This is a genomic window from Leucobacter sp. G161 (assembly GCF_001482305.1).
In the GTDB taxonomy this organism is placed as follows: Bacteria; Actinomycetota; Actinomycetes; order Actinomycetales; family Microbacteriaceae; genus Leucobacter.
This window is the reverse complement of the sequence record NZ_LOHP01000082.1, coordinates 1-23,221: the sequence shown is the minus strand read 5'-3', so window position 1 is coordinate 23,221 and position 23,221 is coordinate 1. Positions and strand designations below refer to the sequence as shown.

22 protein-coding genes and 1 riboswitch are annotated in these 23,221 nt (G+C 67.0%); of the genes, 8 read left to right on the top strand and 14 right to left on the bottom strand.

The window, feature by feature from the left end:
• Positions 1–145: 145 nt before the first annotated feature.
• The 4 genes from AUL38_RS14310 to AUL38_RS14300 are packed head-to-tail and all read right to left on the bottom strand — an operon-like array spanning position 146 to position 3,197.
• Positions 146–1,120 (bottom strand): TAXI family TRAP transporter solute-binding subunit, encoded by a 975-nt coding sequence (locus AUL38_RS14310; RefSeq protein ID WP_059063068.1) that lies wholly within the window; start codon positions 1,118–1,120, stop codon positions 146–148.
• Positions 1,113–2,123, bottom strand: a complete 1,011-nt coding sequence (locus AUL38_RS14305) for a HAMP domain-containing sensor histidine kinase (protein WP_235590745.1) — start codon at positions 2,121–2,123, stop codon at positions 1,113–1,115. The genes AUL38_RS14310 and AUL38_RS14305 overlap by 8 nt, the downstream gene beginning before the upstream one ends.
• 3 nt (positions 2,124–2,126) lie before the next feature.
• Positions 2,127–2,522 (bottom strand): hypothetical protein, encoded by a 396-nt coding sequence (locus AUL38_RS17810; RefSeq protein WP_235590744.1) that lies wholly within the window; start codon positions 2,520–2,522, stop codon positions 2,127–2,129.
• Positions 2,523–2,525: 3 nt separating this feature from the next.
• Positions 2,526–3,197 (bottom strand): response regulator transcription factor, encoded by a 672-nt coding sequence (locus tag AUL38_RS14300; protein ID WP_059063065.1) that lies wholly within the window; start codon positions 3,195–3,197, stop codon positions 2,526–2,528.
• A 439-nt stretch (positions 3,198–3,636) separates the two neighbouring features.
• On the opposite strand from AUL38_RS14300, the gene AUL38_RS17600 reads away from it, so the two are divergent.
• The gene (locus tag AUL38_RS17600) at positions 3,637–5,562 is read left to right on the top strand and encodes a putative Ig domain-containing protein (RefSeq protein WP_059063063.1); all 1,926 of its coding nucleotides are present in this window, start codon (positions 3,637–3,639) and stop codon (positions 5,560–5,562) included.
• Between the two features lie 73 nt (positions 5,563–5,635).
• On the opposite strand, the gene AUL38_RS14290 is transcribed toward AUL38_RS17600, so the two are convergent.
• Positions 5,636–6,517, bottom strand: coding sequence for an alpha/beta fold hydrolase (locus AUL38_RS14290; protein WP_161937448.1), 882 nt, complete (start codon positions 6,515–6,517; stop codon positions 5,636–5,638).
• 194 nt (positions 6,518–6,711) lie between these two features.
• Between AUL38_RS14290 and AUL38_RS14285 the strand changes: the two genes are divergently transcribed.
• From AUL38_RS14285 to AUL38_RS14275, 3 genes are all read left to right on the top strand, one after another.
• Positions 6,712–8,169 (top strand): carboxylesterase/lipase family protein, encoded by a 1,458-nt coding sequence (locus tag AUL38_RS14285; protein ID WP_059063062.1) that lies wholly within the window; start codon positions 6,712–6,714, stop codon positions 8,167–8,169.
• A gap of 160 nt (positions 8,170–8,329) precedes the next feature.
• Positions 8,330–9,973, top strand: a complete 1,644-nt coding sequence (locus tag AUL38_RS14280; RefSeq protein WP_059063060.1) for an ABC-F family ATP-binding cassette domain-containing protein — start codon at positions 8,330–8,332, stop codon at positions 9,971–9,973.
• Positions 9,974–10,099: 126 nt separating this feature from the next.
• Positions 10,100–11,014, top strand: coding sequence for a bile acid:sodium symporter family protein (locus AUL38_RS14275; RefSeq protein WP_059063058.1), 915 nt, complete (start codon positions 10,100–10,102; stop codon positions 11,012–11,014).
• A gap of 6 nt (positions 11,015–11,020) precedes the next feature.
• Here the strand turns inward: AUL38_RS14275 and AUL38_RS14270 are convergent, their stop codons facing one another.
• From AUL38_RS14270 to AUL38_RS14255, 4 genes are all read right to left on the bottom strand, one after another.
• Entirely contained in the window at positions 11,021–12,061 is a 1,041-nt protein-coding gene (locus AUL38_RS14270) for a VOC family protein (RefSeq protein ID WP_083506916.1), read from the bottom strand.
• Positions 12,062–12,198: 137 nt separating this feature from the next.
• On the bottom strand, positions 12,199–12,669 hold the full coding sequence (locus AUL38_RS14265) for a MarR family winged helix-turn-helix transcriptional regulator (RefSeq protein ID WP_235590743.1): 471 nt from the start codon (positions 12,667–12,669) through the stop codon (positions 12,199–12,201).
• A 66-nt stretch (positions 12,670–12,735) separates the two neighbouring features.
• Positions 12,736–12,921 (bottom strand): hypothetical protein, encoded by a 186-nt coding sequence (locus AUL38_RS14260; protein WP_059063055.1) that lies wholly within the window; start codon positions 12,919–12,921, stop codon positions 12,736–12,738.
• A complete protein-coding gene (locus AUL38_RS14255; protein WP_235590742.1) occupies positions 12,918–13,361 on the bottom strand; it encodes a hypothetical protein in 444 nt (147 codons plus the stop codon). Before AUL38_RS14255 ends, AUL38_RS14260 begins: the two co-directional genes overlap by 4 nt.
• 281 nt (positions 13,362–13,642) lie before the next feature.
• Here AUL38_RS14255 and AUL38_RS14250 point away from each other — a divergent pair, with 281 nt between their 5' ends.
• A complete protein-coding gene (locus tag AUL38_RS14250) occupies positions 13,643–14,449 on the top strand; it encodes a DUF2690 domain-containing protein (protein ID WP_059063053.1) in 807 nt (268 codons plus the stop codon).
• A gap of 22 nt (positions 14,450–14,471) precedes the next feature.
• Here AUL38_RS14250 and AUL38_RS14245 read toward each other — a convergent pair whose 3' ends face one another.
• A complete protein-coding gene (locus tag AUL38_RS14245) occupies positions 14,472–16,139 on the bottom strand; it encodes an ABC-F family ATP-binding cassette domain-containing protein (protein ID WP_059063052.1) in 1,668 nt (555 codons plus the stop codon).
• Between the two features lie 110 nt (positions 16,140–16,249).
• On the opposite strand from AUL38_RS14245, the gene AUL38_RS14240 reads away from it, so the two are divergent.
• Positions 16,250–17,500, top strand: a complete 1,251-nt coding sequence (locus tag AUL38_RS14240) for an MFS transporter (protein WP_059063050.1) — start codon at positions 16,250–16,252, stop codon at positions 17,498–17,500.
• Positions 17,501–17,519: 19 nt separating this feature from the next.
• Here AUL38_RS14240 and AUL38_RS14235 read toward each other — a convergent pair whose 3' ends face one another.
• The 4 genes from AUL38_RS14235 to AUL38_RS14220 form a co-directional block, all read right to left on the bottom strand.
• The gene (locus tag AUL38_RS14235) at positions 17,520–18,338 is read right to left on the bottom strand and encodes an ABC transporter ATP-binding protein (protein ID WP_083506913.1); all 819 of its coding nucleotides are present in this window, start codon (positions 18,336–18,338) and stop codon (positions 17,520–17,522) included.
• On the bottom strand, positions 18,316–19,326 hold the full coding sequence (locus AUL38_RS14230) for an ABC transporter substrate-binding protein (RefSeq protein ID WP_059063048.1): 1,011 nt from the start codon (positions 19,324–19,326) through the stop codon (positions 18,316–18,318). The genes AUL38_RS14235 and AUL38_RS14230 overlap by 23 nt, the downstream gene beginning before the upstream one ends.
• Positions 19,323–20,081 (bottom strand): ABC transporter permease, encoded by a 759-nt coding sequence (locus AUL38_RS14225; protein ID WP_161937447.1) that lies wholly within the window; start codon positions 20,079–20,081, stop codon positions 19,323–19,325. Before AUL38_RS14225 ends, AUL38_RS14230 begins: the two co-directional genes overlap by 4 nt.
• Positions 20,082–20,114: 33 nt before the next feature.
• Positions 20,115–20,411 (bottom strand): thiamine-binding protein, encoded by a 297-nt coding sequence (locus tag AUL38_RS14220; protein ID WP_059063044.1) that lies wholly within the window; start codon positions 20,409–20,411, stop codon positions 20,115–20,117.
• Positions 20,405–20,512, bottom strand: a riboswitch (TPP riboswitch). It overlaps the preceding gene by 7 nt.
• A gap of 139 nt (positions 20,513–20,651) precedes the next feature.
• Here AUL38_RS14220 and AUL38_RS14215 point away from each other — a divergent pair.
• Together AUL38_RS14215 and AUL38_RS14210 are read left to right on the top strand one after the other, a co-directional pair.
• The gene (locus AUL38_RS14215; protein WP_059063042.1) at positions 20,652–21,668 is read left to right on the top strand and encodes an NADP-dependent oxidoreductase; all 1,017 of its coding nucleotides are present in this window, start codon (positions 20,652–20,654) and stop codon (positions 21,666–21,668) included.
• 339 nt (positions 21,669–22,007) lie between these two features.
• Positions 22,008–23,221: DEAD/DEAH box helicase (locus AUL38_RS14210; protein ID WP_059063040.1), on the top strand; the 1,214-nt coding region annotated here is incomplete at its 3' end.

Genomic DNA, 23,221 nt, shown 5'->3' with positions numbered 1-23,221 from the left:
TTGGGTTGCCTGGTTCGAGGAGCGCTTGAAATGCTCGTCCTTGAACCGATCAGCATCACGCTAGTGAAAATCCACCTCCGAAGTCACGGGCATTGAGGCTTTCTTGAGCCTTGCCTTGAGCTTTTCTTGAGGTTCGGTGCGAGGCTTAGCCGCGGCTCTGCACGTAGTACTCGGCCGCACCTGCGTGTAGCGGCAGTGGACTCGTGAATATCGCCTGCCTCCGGTCAAGGAGCGCCGCCGCTGGCACCGACTGGGCGATCTCAGTGCGCGACTCGAAGAGCGTCTGCGTCATCTCGTACACCAGCCGCTCCGGCGCGTCCGTCGATGTGATGAGGTAGTTCGGCACGGTCATCGTCTCGACGGCTGCGTCGGTGCCGTAGATGCCCAGCGGGAAGTCGGACAGCCGGTAGACGCCAGCATGGCCCGGGTTCACTTTCTCAACGGTCTCCGGGCGGATCGGCAGCATCCGCAGCGGGGTCGTCTTCGACAACACTTTGATCCCGGGGGTCGGAATCCCCCCGACCCAGAAGAACGCATCGATCTCACCTCGGGAGAGTGCCTCGGCCGAGTCGAGGATGCTGAGGTCGACGCTCACGAAGTCGCCCTGTTCGACCCCAGCCGCACGCAGCACTCGGTCAGCGATGACAGTGACCCCCGAGTTCGCCTCCCCGACCGATACCCGCAGGCCAGCGAGGTCCGGGATTTCGGTGGCGGGGGAATCTGCGGGGACGACGACCTGCACATACTCGTCGTAGACCCGGGCGACACCGGCCACCGGGAGCGGCTCGTCAAACGCGCCGACCCCGGCGACCGCGTCGGCCGCCGCGTCGGCCTGGGCGAACCCGAGAATCGCTTCGCCGCGTCCCACTCGCAGCAGGTTGTCAACGGAGCCGCCGGTCTCGTCGACCGCAATGTCGAAGCCGGTATCGCGGAGATGCTCCGCGAGCGCGCCGCCGTAGGAATAGTAGATTCCCGTCGATGCCCCGCCTGCGATCCGGTGGCTACCCGAGTCGCGGATCTCGGAACCGCACCCGGCGAGCGCTCCCACTCCGAGCAGCGCGGTGAGGGACAGCGCGAGCGCGCGTGCAGCGCGGCGGCCCAACGGAATCGAGTTACGCATCGGCGTCTCCCCCCGGCGCTGCGGCGGCGTCTGCGGCGGTGCTGGCCGGCAACACGAGTGTCACTTCGAGGCCCCCACCGTCGGGTGAGCGCAGCTCGATCCTACCGCCGAGCGCTTCCATGAGGTCTGACGCGATCGCGAGTCCGAGCCCCGATCCCGGCACGTTTTGGTCCTGTGGGCTGCGCCAGAACCGTTCGGTCGCCTGCTCCAGCTGGTCGGCTGCAAGCCCGCGGCCCCGATCCCGCACCGAGATGACGTGCGAGCCCTCCGTCTCGGCTACGCGCAGCTCGATCACGCTGCCACGCGGCGCGAACTTCAGGGCGTTGTCGATGATGGCGTCAAGTGCGCTCTCGACGGCCATCCGGTCCGTCGCGTTGAGTACAGGGCCGTCCGTGAGCGTGTGGAACACGACCCAGCGATCCGCCGCGCGATCGTGCCACCCCGCTGCGCGATCCGCAGCAAGCTCCGACAGATCCACCGCGACGAAGGATGAGTCTGACTTTCCATCGCGCGCGACATTGAGCAGCGTGTCGAGGATGCGGGTCATGCGCCGACCTTCGTCGCGTGCGTGCTCAACGTCATCGATCCACCCCTCGTCGAGCCCGGTCGCGAGATATTCGACGCGCATGAGCAGCGCCCCGAGCGGGTTGCGCAGTTCGTGCGAGGCGTTCATGACGAACTCCTGCTGCCGCGTCATGACCCGCTCGATCTCCTCGGCCATCTGGTTGAACATGCGCACCATGCGTCGCGCCTCGGGCGGCCCTGTCTCGTCATCGATCCGGGCCCCCATCTCGCCGTGCTCGATCGCGGCCATCGCGCTATCGAGCCGGTGGAGTGGTTTCAGCACCCAGCTCGCGAGCCGATACACGGCCCATATGAGCCCGACAATGGTGAGGCCGCTCACAAGCACGAGCACGCTCCACTGCGTCAAGATTGCGCGGCGCGGCGCCTCGTTGCTCGTTGAGATCCGCACCGCACCGATGACGCTGCCGTCGTCAAACACGGGTTAGACGATGACGGTCTCGCCGAGTGTCAACGGCAGAGCATCGCCGACGGGCTCGCTGCGCCGACCAGCGAGTGCGAGGCTCAGCTGCTCAGTGGCTTCCTGAGTGAGGTCGGGCATCCGCACCCCCGACGCCCAGACGGTGCCCGAACGGTCGTAGACCGCCACCTTCGCGTCGTAGAGCGTCCCGAAGCGCCGCAGCTCGCTCTCGATCATCGCGGGGTCCGCTGCGCGCAGCGCCTGCCTCGCGCCCGTCGTGAAGTAGCTCAGATCGGCGAGCAGCTGGGTCGTGACCTGCTGCTGGATGGCGCGCGCGGCGCTCCAGCCGTACGCGCCGCCGAGCACGAGCAGAATGATTGTCATCGGGACGAGGAAGACCACGAAGAGACGCCGGCGCATCGCCTATTCCCCCGTCAGCCGGTATCCCACGCCGCGCACGGTCGCGATGAGCGAGGGCCGGTTGAGTTTGCGGCGGATCGAGGCCACGTGCACCTCCAGCGAACGGCTAAACCCGGCCCAGTCCGTACCCCAGACCTCGCGAATGATGCGGTCGCGGGGCGTCACCACGCCTGGGTAGCGTGCGAGCACCGCGAGAATGTCAAACTCCTTCGGGGTGAGCTCGATGTGCTCCCCGTCGGCGAGCACCATCCGGTTCACGAAGTCGATGTAGGTGCCGTCGATCTCCACGTTGGAGCTGCCGTCGGGCGAGGGCGCCATCGTTCTCGCCCGGCGGGTCACCGCTTCAATGCGGGCGATGAGCTCTCGCACGTCGTAGGGCTTCACGACGAAGTCATCGGCTCCGGCGTGCAGCCCCTTGATCCGCGACTCGACGTTACTGCGTGCGGTGGCAATGATGATCGGGACGCTACTCACACCGCGGATCCGCCGGCACACATCGAGCCCGTCCATGTCCGGGAGCCCGAGATCGAGGATCACCGCTTCGGTGTCGGCGCCAATGGCCTCGATTGCGGAGGCCCCGTTTTCGACGCGGTGTGTGGTGTAGCCGGCTTGGCGCAGGTAGGCACTCAGCGCCTCGGCGACGCGTGCGTCGTCTTCGACGATCAGGATCTTCATCTTTGTCTTCCCACTGCTCATGCCCGGTATGCGCTCTTGGTTACCCAGGGTAGACCGTCGACACGTGGTTCGCTCCGCAGGCGCCGGCGTTCTGGGTCGCTGGGGCACGAAACCCGGGGCGCCTGAGACCTCCGGACCCGAGTGTGTTGCCTGCGGGTGCCCGGCCTACACATGAACTACCGAGAGCACTCACGCAGAAAAGATCTTTGACTTCCTCAGTCTGCTCCGAACACTACTCAACCTCGGCTATCGCAACCAGTGCGTCCCCTCACATCGGCGTTCCCCGCCATATGTTGGAAACGGGTTGAGTCACACTCCGACGAGGGAGCAGGGCGCCTTGGGGCACGAGCACTCTCGTCGGTTCACAACGGTATTTGGTCTGCTTCTTTTCGTGTGGGGTCGAGCTTCCCAACCCAGCACAGCAGGAAGCAAAGGAACCATGAAAAGCACCACCGTACGACACAGCCGGGGTCGCCTGGCTGTCCCCGGACTCATACTCGGCAGCGCGCTAGCCCTCAGCCTCGCCTCGCCAGCGCTCGCGCTCGAGACGCCGCGTGAGCCCGCCGCCATCGAGGCCTCGGAACGCGCAGCTCAGACCACATTTACCCCGGATCTGCAGACTGCAATCGAGATCGGTGACGAGTCCCGCCCGAGCGACTTCATTGCCTCCGCGGACGGGGCCTGGGGGTTCGCGGCCGGGGACGAACTCAGTGAGCTCGTGATCATCGATATGGCAGCTCGCGCCGTTGCGGATCGCATCCCGTTTCCCGGTGAGGGCGCCGAATATGTGCGACTCAGCCCCGATGGTAGCCTCGCGTACTTTGCCATCAGCACGAACGATCTCACCACGGGTATCGGCGTTGTGGACCTCACAACCCGCACCCTGATCGATGTGTTCACCACCGTACCCAACGACATTCAGGAGATCGCGATCTCGCGTGACGGGATGTCGCTCTACGCGGTGGATCTGCGCGGCGACCTCGTGCGTCTCGACGCACACACCGGCGAGCAGCTCGCGAAGATCCGAGTCTCCGGTAAGAACATGTACGGCATGGTACTCATCAACGACGACACGCAGGTGCTCGTGAGCAGGGAACAGACCATCTCGACGTTTGACGCCGTGACGCTCGAAGAGACCAAGTCGACGCACATGCCGGGCGTGAAATCCACGTCATCGCTCAGGATCGACACCTCTGAAGAACGGGTCTACTTCTCGGATGCCTCAAGCACCACCCTCGGTGTCTTTAATCCCGCGACGGACGAGATCACTGACCTCGTCTCGGTCGGTGGCCTCATGCACCAGGTGGAGGGATACGACGACCTCAACCGCGCATTTGGCAACGTTCCCGGCTGGGACGCCATCATGGCCGCAGACTTTGACACGGGCAAGCGCGCCGAGAGCCTGCGCGATACGCCGAACCAGCCCTACTCCATCAGCAAGAACCCGGCCACCGGAGAGCTCCTCACGGCAAACGGGGGCTCACGGCTGGGTTCAAAGGGCAGCACCGTCACGATCGTGAACACCCCCAGCGTCACCGATCCCGCGGACGTCGCCGTCACGAAGCCCGGCGGAACCGTGCGATTCGAGACCAACGCCGTCGGCATCAAGCGCGGCTACGGCGGCGGCATCGTCTGGCAGTCGTCAGTCGACGGCGAAGAGTGGACCGACATTGACGATGAGTACGACGAGCAGTTCGACGTCGAGGTGACCGCAGAGACAGTGCGGCAGCAGTATCGAGTCCGGTGGTTCGACGACTTCTGGGGCCAGCACGGAGAGAGCGCGGCCGCCCGGATTGTCGCCCCGGCTCCGATGATCACCTTCGAGGGGCCGCTCGCGGAAGGCACCGTCGACGCCGAATACCCGGAGACCGTCATCACTGCCACCGGCCAGGACGACCTCGCGTGGGCCCTCGTCGACAGTGATGAGACCACCGGTCTCCCCGCGGGCCTCACGCTCGACGCGGCGACGGGAACGGTGACCGGAACGCCCACCGAAGCGGGCGACTACACGTTCACGGTCAAGGTCACCGATGTCTTCGGCGAAGATTCCCGAACATACGAGCTCACTGTGCTCGAGGCCGGCGGTCCGACAGACCCAGAGGACCCGGCTGACCCAGAAGACCCAGAGGACCCGGCTGACCCAGAGGACCCGGCAGATCCCGCAGACCCGGCTGACCCAGAAGACCCGGCAGATCCGGCTGACCCCGCAGGCCCCGGACTCCCGGACGACGGCACGGGCGGCGGCAAGCTGAGCGAGTCCGGCGGCGCATCCCCGGTCCTCCTCGGTTTGCTCGCCGCGGGAGTGATCGCAGCGGGCGGGGCAGCGCTGGTCGCAAGCCGAGTTCGAGGGTCGCGAAGCAACTAGTTCGTGACCTGTCCAAGGGTGGGGGTCGCCGGCGTCATCGCGCCGACGACCCCCAACGTGTTGAGCGCGACGGTCAGGCGGCCGTGAAGTGGGCGACGAGCCGATCCGTCAACGCCCCGGCTCGCTGCCACGGGATCGCGTGGCCCATCCCCGGCACGGTGAACATTGTCGCCCCGGGTATCGCCGCCGCGGTCGCGACACCGCCAGAAACACCGATGAGCGGGTCAGCATCCCCGTGCACCACGAGCGTCGGCACAGTGATGGCCGCGAGCCGCTCGGTTCGGTCGCCATCCGCCTGGATCGCCCCGAGCTGACGCACCGTGCCCTCGGGGTTGATCCCCCGCGTCCACGCGATTTCGGCGGTCTGTCTCGCCCGCTCCGGGTCTGAGAAGTGCCCGCCGGTGAGCGCCTCGTGGTAGCGCAGGGCGTAGGCGACGTAGGCTTCACGACTGTCCGTCGGAGCCGGCGTGAGGAACACCCATTTGCTGTCCTCGTGTGGGCGCCCGACGCCCCTGGCGCCGGTCGTGGACATCACCGAGGTGAGCGAGCGCAGCTGTGCCGGAGCGAGCAACGCGAGGTGCTGGGCGATCATGCCGCCCATCGAAATCCCAACGGCGTGCACGGGCCCCACGCCGAGGAGTTCGATGAGCTCACGCAGATCGGCCGCCATGTCGACGAGGCCGTACGCCTCGACGTTTTCGTTCAGAAGCGTTGAGGCGCCCGCGTCACGGTTGTCGGCTGCGAGCGTCGCGTAGCCTGCGTCGTGTAGACCCGCGATGAGCTCGGGTGACCAGTCGGTGCGGTGCATCGAGAGGCCAGAGATCAGCAGCACCGTGCCGAGTCGGGGTTCGCCGAGCAGCGAGTAGTTGACCGTGCCAGCCGAGATCTCGGCGGTGCTGCCCGTGTACGGTTCGAGTAGTTCGGCGATTCGAGCCTCGTCGCTGATGCGCTCCATTGCGTCCTCTTTTCCATCGTGTGCCGTCTGCCACCATCGTGCCAGCTGCGTCGGGTGCTCACTGCACTCTCTCCCACGTGGCTCCGAGAACGCCGAGTGGTGGGTTCTCTGCAGATTCGGGCGCGACATGCAGTCGGAATCCGCTAGGCGCGCGACCTGACAGGGAATACTCTTAAACGGATCAAGGAGGCTTCATGGAAGATGCCCACGCGTCGGAGCACGCTATCGAAGACCACAGCCGCAACGTCCCGCGAGCCACGACCACCTGCGGCGCGGTGGTCGGCACCGCGTATGCCGGGATCCACCGCTACCTGGGCATTCCCTACGGCAGGGCCCCGTTTGGCGTGCTGCGGTTTGCCGCTCCCGAACCCGCGCTCCCCTGGCAGGGTGACCGCGCGGCTACCGGCTTCGGCCCGACCGCGCCTCAGTCCCCGTACCGCGGCGATCTCGGTGAGCTCATCAAGGTTCCTACGATCGAGGGCACCGACATCCTCACTGTGAATGTGTGGGCGCCGGCGGATGCGACGGATCTGCCGGTCGTACTCTGGCTCCACGGCGGCGGCCTCGAGCGGGGCGCGGCCACGCAGAGCGGTTACGACGGCAGCACGTTCGCACGCGACGGAATCGTCTTCGTGTCTGCGAACTACCGGCTCGGCGCCGAGGGGTTCAGCGTGCTCGACGGCGCACCGCTCAACCTGGGGTTGCGCGACGCGCAGCTCGCGCTCGAGTGGGTGCACCGCGAGGTTGCCGCGTTCGGCGGCGATCCCGCCCGGATCACGATCATGGGCGAGTCCGCTGGCGGCGCGCTCGTTGCCGCGCTGCTCGCGCAGCCGGCGGCGCGCGCTCGCGTTGCTGGGGCCATCATTCAGTCTGGCCCGCTCGACGCCGTCGAGCCCGGCAAGGCCCGCCGCGCCTCAGACGCGCTCGCGAAGAAGCTGAAGATCCACGCCACCCGTGACGGTTTCTCGGCCGCCGCGCCCGGAGAACTCCTCGCCGCGCGATCCGAGATCGCGGCCGGCGCATCCCCGCTCGGCGGCACCCCGGGGTACACGCTCGCCGTGGATCCGGAATCGCTCCCGGCATCCCCCGCTGAGGCGCTCATCGACGTCGATGTGCCGATCCTGATCGGCACGAACACCGATGAGTACCGGCTGTGGCTCACTCCCGACGCGGTCGCCGGAATCGGGCGAGCGAAGGCGTGGCTCGCGCGGCTCGCGATGCGGATCCCGCGCGCTGCGGCCCGTGCCGTGCGCGAGGCCTACCCGGACGCGTCTCCCGGCGAACGGCTCGGCCAGCTCGTCACCGACCGGCTGCTCAGGGGACCGGCGACCCGACTGGCCCGCGCTCGCACCGCCCCGACGTTCGTGTACGAGTTCGCGTGGGAGAGCCCGGTGCGCGACCTGCGTGCGGCGCACGCGCTCGATATCGCCTTCGCGTTCGATCTCCTCGAGGACGACGATGCGCTGCGCTTGAATGGCCCTGGTGCCCCGGCGGCACTTGGCCGCGAGATGCACGCGGCCTGGGTGTCGTTCATTCGCAGCGGCGACCCCGGGTGGCCGGCCTTCGCGCAGGGGCGCGCGACCCGCGTGCTGGCGGATCCGTCGGCGACCGTATCGCAGCGTCGCGCAGCGGTGGTGGACGCGCTACAGTAGGGGCATGCATTTGTACTTCACGTAACGGCTGAATGGGCCGCTGCGCTCGTCGAGTTTCTCCGGGCGCGCAGCATCTCAATTCATCTCTGACCCCTGCGGTCGCCGTTATTTGCGCACCCTGACACCAACTGGCTCAGGTGCGCCACGTTGAAGGACCCCCATGCACACCCCAACCATTGCGTTACCCGCGCGCGCACGCGCCCAACTCACCGCTACCGATCTCTCCGTCTCGCGCGGCGCGACTCCGGTGCTCACCCACGTCAACCTTGCGGTCACCCCGACATCGCGCGTCGCGATCGTCGGGGAGAACGGACGCGGAAAAACGACGCTGCTGCACGCGCTCGCCGGGCGGCTCGCGCCCGACTCCGGAGAGGTCCACCGCATCGGCACGCTCGGGCTTGCCGAGCAGGAGATGACGGCAGCCGACGGAAGAACCGTCGGAGCCGCGGTGGCCGAGGCAATCGCTGCCGCGCTCGCCGCGCTGCGGGCGCTCGACGCTGCGGCGAGCGCCCTTGCCGCGGGTGACGCCGGGGCCGACGCCGCATACGCCCGGACGCTCGCCGATGCCGAGGCGCTTGACGCGTGGGACGCCGAGCGGCGGGTCACCGTCGCGCTCGAGGCGCTCGATGCCGAAACGGACATGCTCGTGCCGCTCGCCGCACTGTCCGTTGGGCAGCGCTACCGGGTGCGCTTGGCGTGCCTCCTCGGCGCCGACGATGACTTTCTGCTGCTCGACGAGCCCACCAACCACCTCGATCGGAGCGGCCTCGATTTTCTCACGGCGCAGCTGCGCAGCAGGCGGGGCGGTGTCGTGCTTGTCAGTCATGATCGGGCGCTGCTCGCCGACGTGGCGGAGACGATCATCGACCTTGACCCGACTCCCGATGATCGGCCGCGCGTGTACGGCAGCGGATACGCGGGGTATCGTGCCGGCCGCGCGGCCGAGCGGGAGCGCTGGGAGCAGGAGTACGAGCGGCAGCAGACGGAACACGCGCGCTTGCAGGACAGCCTGAGCAGCGCCCAAAATCGGCTCGTCTCGGGCTGGCGGCCGGAGAAGGGCACGAACAAGCACGGCCGGGCCACTCGGGCAGGCGGGCTAGTGCAGAGCGTGCACCGGCGGCAGGAAGCGCTCGCGGCCCACGCGGTCACCGTGCCGCCACCGCCGCAGGAGTTCCGGTTCCCCGAGCTGCCAACGAGGGCCGGGGCGGATCTCGTGACCGTCAGCGAGGTAGCAGTGGCCGGCAGGCTCGGCACCCCGGTGTCGTTCACGCTCGGGCACCGCGGCAGACTGCTGGTCACCGGGCCGAACGGTTCGGGGAAGTCGACGCTGCTCGCGGTCGTGGCCGGCGAGCTCTCCCCCGATTCCGGCGCGGTCCGTGTGCCTCGCGGCGTGCGCGTCGGCTACCTCAGGCAGGAGTCGCGCCTCCCCGCGGCGGATCGGGCCGCGGACGTGTACGCCGCGCACCTCGACGGGCTCGTCGCGAGCGGCGCGCTCGCGGCAGGGGACGCCGTCGGGCTGTCGCAGCTGGGACTGCTGCGCGCTCGCGAAGCTGGCAAGCGCGTCGGTGAGCTCTCGATGGGGCAACAGCGGCGACTCGAACTCGCGTTGGTGCTCGCTGCCCGGCCGCACCTGTTGCTGTTCGACGAGCCAACGAATCATCTCTCCATTGCGCTTGTCGATGAGCTCACCGAGGGGCTTGGGGCGACGCAGGCGGCCGTCATCGTCTCGTCGCACGATCGACAACTACTGCGGGACGTTGCCGCATGGCCGAGGCTCGAATTGGGCGCCGTCTCGGCGGAGTGACGCTGCGTGCGGCGTTTCGGCAGCAGCCGCGAACGCCGCACGGTCCAGCGCGTCCCGCTCTGCGCTCTGCTCCGCGCCTTCCGCCGCACGCGAGACTTTGCCGCCCGCATCAGCCATACTGTGGCTATGGGATCAACGTTGACCACCATTGGTTTGCCTGTGGCACTCGGGATTATTATGCTCGGCCTCGGCCTGAGCCTCACCGTCGGCGATTTCACGCGCGTCGCAAAGCACCCGAGGGCGGTGTTCATCGCGCTGGCTTGCCAACTGTTGCTGCTGCCAGCCATCTGCTTCGGGCTCGTGCTCGCGTTCAAGCTCCCGCCCGTGCTCGCGGTCGGCATGATGCTGCTCTCCGCTTCCCCTGGCGGCCCAACAGCCAACCTCTACAGCCACCTGTTCCGCGGCGACGTCGCCCTGAACATCTCGCTCACCGCCATCAACTCGGTCATCGCCGTGTTCACGCTGCCGCTCATCACGAACCTCGCCATCGCGTTCTTCATGCCGGGAGACACGACCCTGGGGCTGCAGCTCGGCAAGACCATCGAGGTGTTCAACATCGTGCTCGCCCCGGTCGCCCTCGGCATGCTCATCCGCAGGTGGAAGCCGACGTTTGCCGACCGCATGGATAAGCCGGTGCGGATCGCGTCAACCGTGATTCTCATCATCGTCATCGCGGGCGCCATCGTCTCGAACCTCGAGATGCTCCTCGCGAACCTCGGGCAGCTCGCCATCATCACGGTGCTGTTCTGCCTCATCAGCCTCGCGGTCGGGTTCTTCGTGCCACGACTGTTTCGCGTGGAACGCCGTCAGGCGATCGCGAGCTCCTTCGAGATCGGCGTCCACAACGCCACCCTCGCGATCGTCATCGCGCAGACCGTGCTCGGCAGCATGGAGCTTTCGCTCCCGGCAGCCGTGTACGGCGTGCTCATGTTCTTCGTCGCGCTGGCCTTCGGCTTCGGGCTCCGCGCGGCATACCGGGGCGCCGACGCAGCAGAAGATGCGGCACGTGCCGGCGTGGCACGACCCGGCGCGATCGCCTGACCGCGCCTAGCGCGAGACGGCGTCGACGAGTCGCAGTGTGTTCCCCCAGGGATCAGCCGCAACAATGCCACGCTCCACGCGCGCGTAGCTCACGCCTGCGCCGTCGAGTCGCTCAGCAACTGCGTCGACCGCGGCCGCGTCTGGCAGGGCAACGGTAACCGCGCCCAGCCCAACCTCGGTCGTGCGCGGGCCGGCCCCCGCACTCTGCCAGGTGTTCGTCGCGAGGTGGTGATGGTAGCCACCGGCCGAGTAGAACAGCGCCCCCTCGTCCTCCGACACCACGTCGAAGCCGAGCGCATCGGCGTAGAAGGCGCGCGCCCGATCGAGATCACCGACCTTCAGGTGCACGTGCCCCACGGTCGCGGCGCGCTCTGCGGCGTCCGCTCCCTCTGCGGGCAGGTGCTCGTTGATGAATGTCGTCGGGTCGAGGGGCAAACTATCCATCTCGACCTTGCCGTCTTTCCACTGCCACTCGGCGCGTGGGCGATCAACGTAGAGCTCGACACCGTTGCCCTCAGGATCCCCAAAGTAGAACGCTTCGCTGACCAGGTGATCCGCGGACCCCTGGTACAGCTCGGGGGCGTGCTCCGCCGCGAGTACCAGGGTCGCTGCGAGCGCAGCCTCGTCGGGGAAGAGAATGGCGGTGTGGAACAGCCCAGCGTCGGTGGGCTGCGGCAGCGGCTCGTCGGATTGCACGAGCCGGATGATTGGCTCGGTGTCGAGGCCGAGGAGCATGTCACCCTCGGCCTCATCAAGTACTGTCAGGCCAACTGCATCCTGGTAGAAGGCCGCGACCTCGTCAAAGGCCCGCACGCGCAGCTCGTTCACTCCGAGGGAGGTCTCAGCTGGGAGCCCGTCCACACGCTCGACCGGAACCCCGTTTGCATCGAACTGCCCTGAGGAACCGGCAGCGTCAGCGCGGCTCGTGAACCACCAGACTGCGCCTGCGATGAGCGCGACGAGCAGCACGCTTCCAATGACGGCGAGCAGGAGCCGCGAGGTGCGTCGCTCCGCGGGTGGTTGCTGCTTGGCTGAATTGCTGCTCATGTCTGCTTTCTGTCGGGCCGCTCGGCTGCAGCCCCGATTGGTCCCCGGTCGACGCGCGGTTCGAACCGCAGCACTCCCGCAAGACCCTCAAGTAGTTGTCGCAACAATCATTTCGGATGCGGCTGGGAAAACCCTCCCTATGCCGGCTCGTACCCCTCAAGTCGAGCACCGATCACCTCAGATATCTCCGCGAGCGCATCGAGCTGCGCCGGGGTGAGTGCATCGATCACGAGCTTACGGACGAGTTCGATGTGTTTCGGGATCGACCGAATAAACAGGCGCCTCCCCGCCGAGGTCAGCACCACGTCGGTGGCCCGCTTGTCTTCGGCTGACGGGACCCGCTCAAGCAGATTCCGCTTCCCCATGCGCGTACACACGTGCGAGAGCCGCGGGAGCGTGGCGGCGGTCTCCTCCGCAAGCTTCGACATGCGCAGCGTGGAGTCGGGAGCAACATACAGGGCCGACAAGACCGTGAACTCAAAGTGGGTGAGCTCGGAGTCACGCAGCAGCTGCGAATCGAGCGCGTGTGGCAACAGCTGTGACACCGACACGAGGCCGAGCCAAGCCCGTGACTCCTGCGGGTTCATGCGGGGAGCTGAATACGTCATTCCCCTATTTCATCACCTGGTCGCCCGCATAGGCAGCAGCCACGACCAGGATGGCGCAGCACTGCCCTAGTTGAACATGAAGGTTGACGCGCAGGTACCGAACGCGATGACGAAGACCGCGAAGATCCCCATCGTGACCCAGGCGTTCGCCGGGACGTTCTCGGGGCCGTCGTCGTCAATCGCGTCGGCCTCAACCGCAGGCGCGCTGCTCGCAACGTCGACCGCGTCGTGGCTGTCATGGGTGGGGGTCATACGAGCCTCACAATGCTAGCGATATCGGAGTACATGGCGACCGCAAGGATCGCGAAGACGAACACGATGAACCAGGTGTACATCCACTTGCCGCGGTGATCACTGATCCAGAACCGACGGACGCTCACGACGCCGTTCACCACGGCGACCAGGCAGAGCGCGATCCCAATGGGCGCGGCCAGCACGCCAGCCATGCCCAGGATGGGGACGAGGATCGGAATGAGCAGATAGGTGATGAGGCACCGCACACCAGAAATCACGATCGCGACGCGGAAGTTGCGGTGCGCATCGCGGTTGATGAACGGCGTCTTTTTCGCCCCCTCAACCCGGAGGAGACTTCGCATGAAGCGGTCAGCGGCGGATCGCTGAATCTCCGGGGTCGCTTCCGCCGCAGCCTGCGCGGCGGGTGCGGTCTCGGTTACGGTGTTCGCGATAGCCATTGACTCTCCTGGTCGTACTGCTGCAGCGGATACGTTCGGCCTTATCTGCGAAATCCTAACAGCCTTTCCTCTGTACGTCAGATGTGCACCGGATGCCCGACGCCGCAGATTGCAGCACATGTTCGGCCTGGAGTCACCGTTTCCGCCTCCCGAACGGAATGTTCGAACGACCGCTTTGGCGATTCGTTCACTCAGGACTCGTAAGTCGCGCGGATCCCCGGTATATAAGGAGTATGTCAATCAATGTGGCGGATTCCGAAGGCGTTTCCGAACGTCCTCCAATGGGTACGGATCTTCAGGATTCACGCGAGGGCTTCGCGGCAGACCTCCGCGCCCTCAAGCTCGGGGCTGGCGACCCGACGCTGCTGGCGCTCGAGTCACGAACCGGGATTTCAAAGAGTGTGCTCTCTGAGGCATTCTCGGGAAAGCGCCTCCCCACCGAGAAGACCGTTCGCGTTCTCACATCCGAGCTCGGAGCAGACTCCGGTGCCTGGTTGGCACGCCGACAGGCGCTGCTCCCGGGCAACCAGGCAACCGAGGCCCCTGTCAGCGGCGACACAGTGGAGCTCGCGCCACCACGACCGCGGGGTCGCCTCTATGCGACCATCGCAGCAACCGCAATAATCTCGATCGTCGCCACCAGCGCGGTCTGGTGGAGCATCCTCCAAACTCGCGAGAGTATGTGGGCCACCCAGCGCCCAGCCCTCACAGGTAACCAGTACCTCGAGGCAGCCGATGGAGTCGACCCGATGAAGACTGAGTGTCGCCACGATCGGGTGGTCGCCGACATTCAGCAGCGAGCCGACGGAGCCGCACAGGTTGAAATGCTCTATTCAAACTCCTGCATGGGGGTTTGGGGTAGAGTCACCCGCGTCGATGGGGCGGCTGACGGAAACACACTCTCCATGCGCATCTACCCTGCGAATGATCCCGAGAGTAGCCGCAGCCAGGAGCGCACCTCTGACGACGTGAATTCCTTGTACACGACGCTCCTCATCGAGCCCGACGTTGATGCGCGTGTCTGCGGCATCGCAACGATGACGGTCGACGGCGAAGAGGTCGACCTCGGACCGCCGATGTGCGTGTAGCGAGCCCGCTTCGTGCTGCGCTCTACAGCTCCGTCACAACTCCGGCTTCCACATGCCAGCGCCGGTCGAGACGCACGGTGCCGAGCATGCGGCGGTCGTGGGTGACGAGCAGGAGCGCACCCTCGTAGCTCTCAAGCGCCTGCTCAAGCTGTTCGATCGCGGGGAGATCGAGGTGGTTCGTCGGCTCGTCGAGCACCAGCACGTTCACACCACGCGCCTGCAACAGGGCGAGCCCGGCGCGCGTGCGCTCACCGGGTGAGAGTTCGCCGCAGGGGCGCATGACGTGGTCGGCTTTGAGGCCGAACTTGGCGAGCAGCGTGCGCACCTCGGCGGCGGTCATCTCGGGGACGAGGGTTTCGAAGGCGTCGGCGAGCGGTTCCACTCCGGCGAACAGGGATCGCGCCTGATCGATCTCCCCGATCGCGACGGAAGAGCCGAGGGCCGCGCTGCCGGCATCGGGCTCCTGTCGACCGAACAGCAACCGCAACAGCGTCGACTTGCCGGCACCGTTCGGCCCGGTAATGCCGACACGCTCCCCCGCGTTCAGCTGCAGCGACACCGGACCGAGCGTGAAATCACCCTGCCGCACGACCGCTGCGTTCAGCGTCGCAACCACGGCGCTCGAGCGGGGCGCAGCGCCGATCGTGAACTCCAGCTGCCACTCCTTCCGCGGCTCCTCGACCTCGTCCAGGCGCTTAATACGGCTCTCCATCTGCCGCACCTTCTGGGCCTGCTTCTCGCTCGATTCGGTCGATGCGGCCCGACGGATCTTGTCGTTGTCCGGGTTCTTCTTCATCGCGTTGCGCACGCCCTGGCTCGACCACTCACGCTGCGTGCGGGCACGGGCGACGAGGTCGGCCTTCTTCGAAGCGAATTCCTCGTAGTCATCTCGCTTGTGCTGCCGCACGATGGCGCGTTCTTCGAGGTACGCGTCATAGCCGCCACCGAAGACGCGGTTGCTGTTCTGAGCGAGATCGAGCTCGAGCACGCGCGTCACACACCGCGCGAGGAACTCGCGGTCGTGACTCACGAGCACGACGCCGCCGCGCAGGCCCTGCACGAAGCGTTCGAGCCGTTCAAGACCGTCGAGATCAAGATCGTTGGTCGGCTCGTCAAGCAGCACGATATCGAAGCGCGACAGCAGCAGCGCCGCAAGGCCGACCCTGGCAGCCTGTCCGCCAGACAGAGACGTCATCAGCGACCCCTCGCTCACCTGAATGCTCGAGTCGAGCCCCAGCTCCGCGAGCACCGCGGGAAGTCGATCCTCAAGGTCGGCTGCGCCGCTCGCGAGCCACCGCTCAAGCGCGGCAGAGTACACGTCGGCGGGATCAGGGGCGCCCGGGGTAGACGCCGCTGGCTGGCCGAGCGCAGCAGCAGCGGCATCCATTTCGGCCGTCGCCTGCGCGCAGCCGGTGCGCCTAGCGACATACTCAACAACGGTCTCGCCCTCGATCCGCTCGTGCTCCTGCGGCAACCAGCCCACGAACGCGTCGCGCGGGGCGAGCTGGATGGCGCCTTGCTGCGGCATCAGTTCGCCCGCGAGAATCCGCAGCAGCGTTGACTTCCCCGCCCCGTTCACGCCAACAACGCCAATCACATCGCCGGGTGCGACGGTGAGATCGAGGTCTTCGAAGAGCGTGCGGTGTGCGTACCCGCCCGCGACGCCCTGGGCGACGAGAGTTGCAGTCATGCACTAAGCCTATTGACCCGCGGACCTCCGAATCACCGCTTGCGTCAGGAAAACTATCCAACGTATGTTACTTAGAGCGCTTGCAGGCGAACCGAGAGGGTGAGGCCCACATGTCAGGGACCGACGATCAGGCTCCGCTGCCACCCCTCACACCGCGACTCAGGCGTCTGCTCGTGAGCCTGCTCCCCGCAAACCTCTCCATCTTTCTCATCTGGGGGGCGACGACCGGCGTGCTACTCCAAGCCCAGGTGCAGGACATCGATCCGGCGAACAAGGAGAGCAACTACGCGCTCATCGCGGGCGTCGGCGCACTGCTCGCGCTCATCGCGCAGCCCATCGCCGGCGTGGTCTCCGACCGCACGCGCAGCAGATTCGGGAAGCGGGCACCATGGCTTGTCGGAGGAGCCGTCGTCGGCTCCCTTGCGCTCATCGGAATTGGCTCCGCCCACACGATCCTGCAGGTCTTCCTGTCGTGGTGCGCGGTGCAGGTGTCGTTGAACTTCACGCAGGGGCCGCTGTCGGCAGTCCTCCCCGATCGGGTGCCCGCAGGGCGCCGGGGGCTGTTCTCCTCGATGATGGGCTTCGGATTGCTGGCGGGCATGCTCGGCGGGCAGATTCTCGGAGCGCTGCTCGTCCCCCGCTACATGCTCGCCTACCTCCTGTTCGGGGGCTTCGTCATCCTCGCGATCGTCGCCTTCGTCCTCCTCAACCCGGCACCGCCGAACACCGGCGAGCCGCGGCCGCCGTTCGACGCGAGGCGCTTCCTGCAGACCTTCTGGGTCAACCCGATCGCACACCCGGACTTTTTCTGGGCGTTTGCAGGCCGGCTCCTCATCAACACTGGCTACACCCTCATTTCGACGTACAGCCTCTTCATCCTGCAGGACTACATCGGCCTCAGCACCCAGGAGTCGCTCACGCTGCTGCCCGTCGTCAGCGGCGCTGGCCTCGTCGGCATGCTCATCACCGCGCTCACCTCGGGCCCGCTCTCAGATCGTCTCGGACGCAGACGGGTGTTCGTGTTTGCGAGCAGCGCGATCCTCACCGTCGCGCTCCTCATCCCGCTCGTGGCGCCCTCCGTGCCGGGGATCCTGGGCTATGCATTCATCGGGGGTCTCGGGTTCGGAGTCTTCCAGTCCGTCGACACGGCGCTCATCACCGAGGTGCTCCCCGACAAGGACGACTACGGGAAGGATCTCGGCGTCATCAACATCGCGGCAACGCTCCCGCAGACCATCGCACCTGCTGCCGCCGGACTCATCGTGCTGTGGCTCGGCGGGTACGTCGCGCTCTTCCCCTGGGCGATCGCGCTCGTGTTGCTCGGCGGGCTGAGCGTCTGGCGCATCCGGTCGGTGCGGTAGTCGCGGCGGCGGCCCGAGGCTATCCCCCGAGCACGTCGAGCAGGCGGCGGGCTGCCTCCCGATCCTCACCCGTCTCGTGTTCCTCGAGACGGGCGGCGGGGGCTGGTCGGTTCTCGACGTGCACGATCCGGCCAGGCCGGTCGCTGAAGACGAGGATCTGGTCGGCCAGCAGCAGCGCCTCGTCGATGTCGTGGGTGACGAGGAGAGTCGGCCGGCGATCCTCCGCGACGATCTCGAGCAGCCAACGTTGCAGTCGTCTGCGCGTGAGTGCGTCGAGCGCACCGAGCGGTTCGTCGAGCGCGAGCACCTGCTGCGGCATGAGGAACGTCCGCATGAGCGCAACCCGTTGACGCATTCCGCCTGAGAGCTCGTCGGGCCACGCATCCTGCTGGCCCGCGAGCCCGAACCGGTCGAGGAGCGCCAACGCCTCGCTGCGCGCCTCAGCACGGTCTCGCCCGCAGGTTTCGGCTCCGAGCGTCGCGTTGTCGAGTGAGCGCAACCACGGCAGCAGGGCGTCACGCTGCGGGTGGTAGGCAATCCCACCTGGGGTGCCGACGAGCTCGACCGTTCCGATTGTTGCGCTCCCCTCCGCAGGCGCGGCGAGGCCGGCGAGGATGCGCAGCAGCGTCGATTTCCCGCACCCGCTCGGGCCGACGAGTGCGGTGAGCGTGCCAGGCTCAACATCGAATGAGACGTCCGCGAGCACCGGTCGCAGCTCTCCACGGCGACTGAACCGTCCGCTGCCCGGTGCCCGAAAGGCGTGCGAGATGGCGGTCACGGAGAGTCCCGCGTGACCGCCAGCCGCGGCGTGCGCGTTACTCTGCGGGGAGGTAGTCATTCGTCCAGGCGCCGTCGAGCGCCTTCGCGTCGTCGAGCATCTCGGCCTGCACGAGGAAGTCGGTGAAGCGCTGCCACACCTGCTCTTCCATCTCGCCAAATTTGCCCTGCTCGGTGAAGCGCGGAGCGTAGTAGGCGACGGCGCTCTCCACGAGGCCCTGTTCGAGCTCCGGCGCTCCGGCGAGGAGCGCTGCGGCACCCGCAGCAGGATCCGCCACGACCGCGTCGTAGCCGCTGCTTGTCGCCGCGAGGAAGGCTTCCGCGAGTTCGGGATCCTGGTCCATCAGCTTCGGGCTGCCGACGATGATCGGGGTGTACCAGTTCGGGATACAGCTCTCGTACTCGGCCATCGACAGGATGACGACGTCGTCGCGTTCGGTCTGCGCTCGCAGTGCGTCCCAGCCGCCGAAGACCCAGGTCACGTCGAAGCGGTCCTGTTCGAGGCCGGCAAGGTAGTCGACGTTGCCGATCTCAATGAACTCGACGTCGTCGGGGTTGCCGCCGCCGCAGCTCGTGAGTTCAGACATGATCTCGGTTTCGAGGGCGCCGCCGTAGCCACCGTAGGTGAGGCCGGCGAGCGAGCCTGCGTCAAAGGTGAGGCCCGAGCCCTGGAGCCCCATGAGCACCGAGTCGTTCACGGGCAGCAGCGTCGCGATCGCCGCGACGTCCATGCCTGCGGCGCGGGCGGGCAGCACTGATTCCGCCTGCGAGATGCCGAACTCGACCTGGCCTTCTGCGACTGCAGCCTCGGCACCAATCCCGTCACCGGGCTCGATGATCTGCAGGTCGATTCCGGCGGCCTCGTACAGCCCGTGTTCTTGCGCGTAGTAGATGCCGGCGTGGTGTGCGTTCGGCGTCCAGTTGAGCATGAGCGTTGCGGGCTGCAGATCCGTGTCGGTGTCGGCTGCCGCGCAGCCCGTGAGGAGGAGGGCTGCGGCGAGCGCGGTGGCTGGGCCGGCGAGCCGGGTGGGTGAGGTGCGAAGCGTCATTGGTGCGGTGTCTTTCTGATGTGGGTGGATCGGGGCCGCGCGAGCGCGAGTTCCCCGATGAGTGTGGAGAGCCAGAAGAGCAGCACGCCGAGCACGGCGATCACGCCGACTGCGGCGAAGAGCTGATCCATCTGGTAGCTCGCTTGCGAGCGTTGCAGGTAGACGCCGAGCCCGATGGAGGATCCCATCCACTCGGCGATGATGGCGCTGAACACGACGTAGCTCGCGGCGACCTTGGTCCCGGCGACGATCGCTGGGACGCTGCCGGGGAGCCTGACGCGTCTGAGTACCGTGAGCCGGGAGGCTCCCATCGAGACCATGAGGTCGACGAGGTAGCGGTCGGCGTCGCGCATGGCGGCGCTCGCGCTGATCGCGACGGGGAAGAACGCACCGAGGGTGACGACGAGGATCTTCGGCAGCGCGCCAAACCCGAGGGCGGCGATGAGGATCGGAGCGAAGATCACCGGCGGGATCGCCTGGCTCGCGATGAGCAGCGGTTCGACGGCGCGTCGCAGCGCCCCTGAGAGACCGAGCACGATCGCGACGGCGACACCGAGCAGGGTGCCAGCGGCGAAGCCAGCGACCGCGATCCGGAGGGTCGCCAGCAGGTGCATCCCGAGCAGCGCCCGGTCGCCCCACGCTGCCTCCCACACGCTTGCGGGCGATGGGAGGAGGTAGGCGGGGACGTCGGTGACACGCACGAGCAGAGCCCACAGCAGCACCGCGCCGGTGACGGCGAGGAGCACTGGGAGCATCTGCCGTGTGAGGAGTCTCACGGCGGCCCGGAGTTAGTGTGTGATGCGCGCAGCCAGGTCGCTCATCGATGCCTCGATGACGTCGTCCTTGGCTTCGAGGATCCGGATGTGCGTCATGACGCGATCGGCGCCGGCCGCGAGGGTGGCGTCGTGGAGGTCGCGCATGAGCGGCCAGAGCTGTTCGGCTGGCCCTTGGACGGTGGTGCCGAGCGCCCCGACCTCGTATTCGAGGCCGCTCTGCTCGATGACGCGGATCGCGCCTTCGACGCAGCTGTAGCGTCCGTTTTCGTCGCCCATCGGTGTGGGTGATACGTGAACATGGATCAACATAGTGACCGCTTCCCTCCGCTCGTGTGAACGAGATCAGGTTCCTGGAGTGGTCCACAACAAGTAGTGGATCTCAGCCCCTTCGGGCCCCCCCAGCGGATGTGTACTGGAACCCTCAGCATAGCTATGAACGGTGCCGCTGTGGCAAGTGCCGGGGTGTCGCACTGGCTGGACACAAACTCAGTGCGAGCCGTTATGGTCGAGGGGGTCGGGGATGCCCGATCCACCGAGCAAAGGAGCCCCATGAGCCACGACACGAGCACCCAGATTCGGCTTGCCCGCCGCCCGAGCGGCTGGCCCGTGCACGACGACTTCGAGACGGTGACTGTCACGTACGCTGACCCCGCGCCCGGCGAGGTCAGGGTGCTCAACGAGTTCGTTTCGGTCGACCCGTACATGCGCGGGCGCATGAACGACACCCGCAGCTACGTGCCGCCGTACAAGATCGGGGCGGTCATCTCTGGCGGTGCGGTGGGCCGGGTGATCGCTTCGGCCTCTGATGAGTTGCCCGTCGGCACCGCGGTGCTCCACCAGCACGGCTGGACGGATGTCATTCAGGCCGACGCATCGAAGTTCCGTGCCGTCCCCGAGGTGCCCGGCATGCCCCTTTCGCTGCGCCTGCACATGCTCGGCATGACCGGGCTCACCGCCTACGTCGGGCTCACGACGATTGCCGGTCTGCGGGAGGGGGACACGGTCTTTATCTCGGGTGCTGCTGGTGCCGTCGGTACCGCGGCCGGTCAGATCGCGCGGCAGCTTGGCGCGGGCCGCGTGATCGGTTCTGCTGGTTCCCCCGAGAAGGTGGCGCTGCTCACTGAGAAGTATGGCTACGACGCAGCCTTCAACTACAAGGACGGGCCCGTACGCAAGCAGCTCGCCGCCGCCGCTCCCGACGGTGTCGACGTGTTCTTCGACAACGTCGGCGGCGACCACCTTGAGGCGGCGCTCGCGGCGATGAACGACGGTGGCAGGCTCGCCCTCTGCGGGGCAATCACCGCGTACAACGCGACCGAACGCCCGGTGGGGCCGACGAATCTCGCGAACATGATTACCCGAGCGCTCACCATGCAGGGATTCACGGTTGGCTCACACTGGGACAAGTCGCCCGAGTTCACCGAGAAGATGACCGGCTGGTTCGGCGAGGGCAAGATCGCCTATGACGAGACCGTTGTCGACGGCATAGAGAACACCATCGACGCGTTCCTCTCGATGATGCAGGGAGCAAACACGGGCAAGATGCTCGTGCGGGTCACCGCGTAACCATTCGCCGCAGCGGCCCGCAAGTACCGCCAGTCACAGTCGCTCAGTCGAGCGGCTGCTAGACTGGCGGTACTTGTGAAACCCTTAGGGTTTCCCTGCGTCGTAGAACGCTTGCTCAGGTCCGGGTCTCCCGCAGAAATGCGTCGGTATCCGATCCGCACGGGCTCCTCGCCTCGCTCCCCAGAGAGCGAGTATTGAGATCTTTCTCCGGCGAACGGAAGTGGCGCTCGCCACCTTCGCCATGCACCACGGATCTCGATGTCCGCTTTCGTTTGCTCACGTGAGCGCGGAGGCGCAGAGCCAGGCCGTGGATTGTGCCCGAAAGGCATTGACACCCACATGACCAACACCACTTTCAGCGCGCTCGGCGTACCCGCTCCCCTCGTCGCGACCCTCGCGGCGGAGGGCAAGACTGAGGCGTTCCCGATCCAGATCGACACGCTCCCCGACACGCTTGCGGGCCGCGACGTGCTCGGCCGCGGGAAGACCGGCTCGGGCAAGACGCTCGCGTTCTCGATCCCGATGGTCGCCCGCCTCGGTGGCGCACTCGCCGGCGGCAGGCGCCGCGCCGGACGACCGCTCGCGCTCGTGCTCGCCCCCACACGCGAGCTCGCCACGCAGATCAGCGCCGTCATCACGCCGCTCGCCAAGAGCTACGACCTGAAGACCACGACCATCTTCGGCGGCGTCAACCAGACCCGCCAGGTGAACGCGCTCAAGGACGGCGTCGACATCGTCGTCGCCTGCCCCGGCCGGCTCGAAGACCTCATGAAGCAGGGACACGTGAACCTCGACGCCGTCGAGATCACCGTGCTGGACGAGGCCGACCACATGGCCGACCTCGGCTTCCTGCCCGTCGTCACCCGCATCATGGACAAGACACCACAGTCGGGCCAGCGCCTGCTGTTCAGCGCGACGCTCGATAACGGCGTCGACAAGCTCGTGCGCCGCTACCTCCACAACGAGGTCTCACACTCGGTCGACGAGGCGAACAGCCCCGTCGCGGCCATGACACACCACGTCTTTGAGGTCGACAGCCCCGCCGGCAAGCGCGCCCTCGTGCGCAAGCTCGCCTCGGGCACCGGCCGCCGCGTGCTGTTCATGCGCACCAAGCACCACGCGAAGAAGCTCGCGCGTGAGCTCACCGAGGGCGGCATCCCCGCCGTCGACCTGCACGGCAACCTCTCGCAGGGCATCCGCGACCGCAACCTCGCCTCGTTCGCAGCTGGCGACGTGAAGGTGCTCGTCGCGACCGACGTCGCGGCGCGCGGCGTGCACGTCGACGACATCGAGCTCGTCATTCACGTCGATCCGCCGGCCGAGCACAAGGCATACCTGCACCGCTCGGGCCGCACCGCCCGCGCCGGCAAGGAGGGCGAGGTCGTCACGGTCATGCTGCCGACGCAGCGCAAGGACACCGCCGTGCTGCTACGCAAAGCCGGGAGCAAGGTCACCCCGCAGACCGTGACCGCGGAGTCGCCCGTGGTCGTTGACCTCGTCGGCGAGGTCGCCGAGATCGTCAAGCCGGTCTTCTCGCAGGATCGGCCGCAGCG

Bases quoted from the DNA above. Each gene is read 5' to 3' on its own strand.
- AUL38_RS14310 (WP_059063068.1), bottom strand. From the start codon at position 1,120: ATGCGTAACTCGATTCCGTTGGGCCGCCGCGCTGCACGCGCGCTCGCG.
- AUL38_RS17810 (WP_235590744.1), bottom strand. From the start codon at position 2,522: ATGCGCCGGCGTCTCTTCGTGGTCTTCCTCGTCCCGATGACAATCATT.
- AUL38_RS14300 (WP_059063065.1), bottom strand. From the start codon at position 3,197: ATGAAGATCCTGATCGTCGAAGACGACGCACGCGTCGCCGAGGCGCTG.
- AUL38_RS17600 (WP_059063063.1), top strand. From the start codon at position 3,637: ATGAAAAGCACCACCGTACGACACAGCCGGGGTCGCCTGGCTGTCCCC.
- AUL38_RS14290 (WP_161937448.1), bottom strand. From the start codon at position 6,517: ATGGAGCGCATCAGCGACGAGGCTCGAATCGCCGAACTACTCGAACCG.
- AUL38_RS14285 (WP_059063062.1), top strand. From the start codon at position 6,712: ATGGAAGATGCCCACGCGTCGGAGCACGCTATCGAAGACCACAGCCGC.
- AUL38_RS14280 (WP_059063060.1), top strand. From the start codon at position 8,330: ATGCACACCCCAACCATTGCGTTACCCGCGCGCGCACGCGCCCAACTC.
- AUL38_RS14275 (WP_059063058.1), top strand. From the start codon at position 10,100: ATGGGATCAACGTTGACCACCATTGGTTTGCCTGTGGCACTCGGGATT.
- AUL38_RS14270 (WP_083506916.1), bottom strand. From the start codon at position 12,061: ATGAGCAGCAATTCAGCCAAGCAGCAACCACCCGCGGAGCGACGCACC.
- AUL38_RS14265 (WP_235590743.1), bottom strand. From the start codon at position 12,669: ATGACGTATTCAGCTCCCCGCATGAACCCGCAGGAGTCACGGGCTTGG.
- AUL38_RS14260 (WP_059063055.1), bottom strand. From the start codon at position 12,921: ATGACCCCCACCCATGACAGCCACGACGCGGTCGACGTTGCGAGCAGC.
- AUL38_RS14255 (WP_235590742.1), bottom strand. From the start codon at position 13,361: ATGGCTATCGCGAACACCGTAACCGAGACCGCACCCGCCGCGCAGGCT.
- AUL38_RS14250 (WP_059063053.1), top strand. From the start codon at position 13,643: ATGGGTACGGATCTTCAGGATTCACGCGAGGGCTTCGCGGCAGACCTC.
- AUL38_RS14245 (WP_059063052.1), bottom strand. From the start codon at position 16,139: ATGACTGCAACTCTCGTCGCCCAGGGCGTCGCGGGCGGGTACGCACAC.
- AUL38_RS14240 (WP_059063050.1), top strand. From the start codon at position 16,250: ATGTCAGGGACCGACGATCAGGCTCCGCTGCCACCCCTCACACCGCGA.
- AUL38_RS14235 (WP_083506913.1), bottom strand. From the start codon at position 18,338: ATGACTACCTCCCCGCAGAGTAACGCGCACGCCGCGGCTGGCGGTCAC.
- AUL38_RS14230 (WP_059063048.1), bottom strand. From the start codon at position 19,326: ATGACGCTTCGCACCTCACCCACCCGGCTCGCCGGCCCAGCCACCGCG.
- AUL38_RS14225 (WP_161937447.1), bottom strand. From the start codon at position 20,081: ATGCTCCCAGTGCTCCTCGCCGTCACCGGCGCGGTGCTGCTGTGGGCT.
- AUL38_RS14220 (WP_059063044.1), bottom strand. From the start codon at position 20,411: ATGTTGATCCATGTTCACGTATCACCCACACCGATGGGCGACGAAAAC.
- AUL38_RS14215 (WP_059063042.1), top strand. From the start codon at position 20,652: ATGAGCCACGACACGAGCACCCAGATTCGGCTTGCCCGCCGCCCGAGC.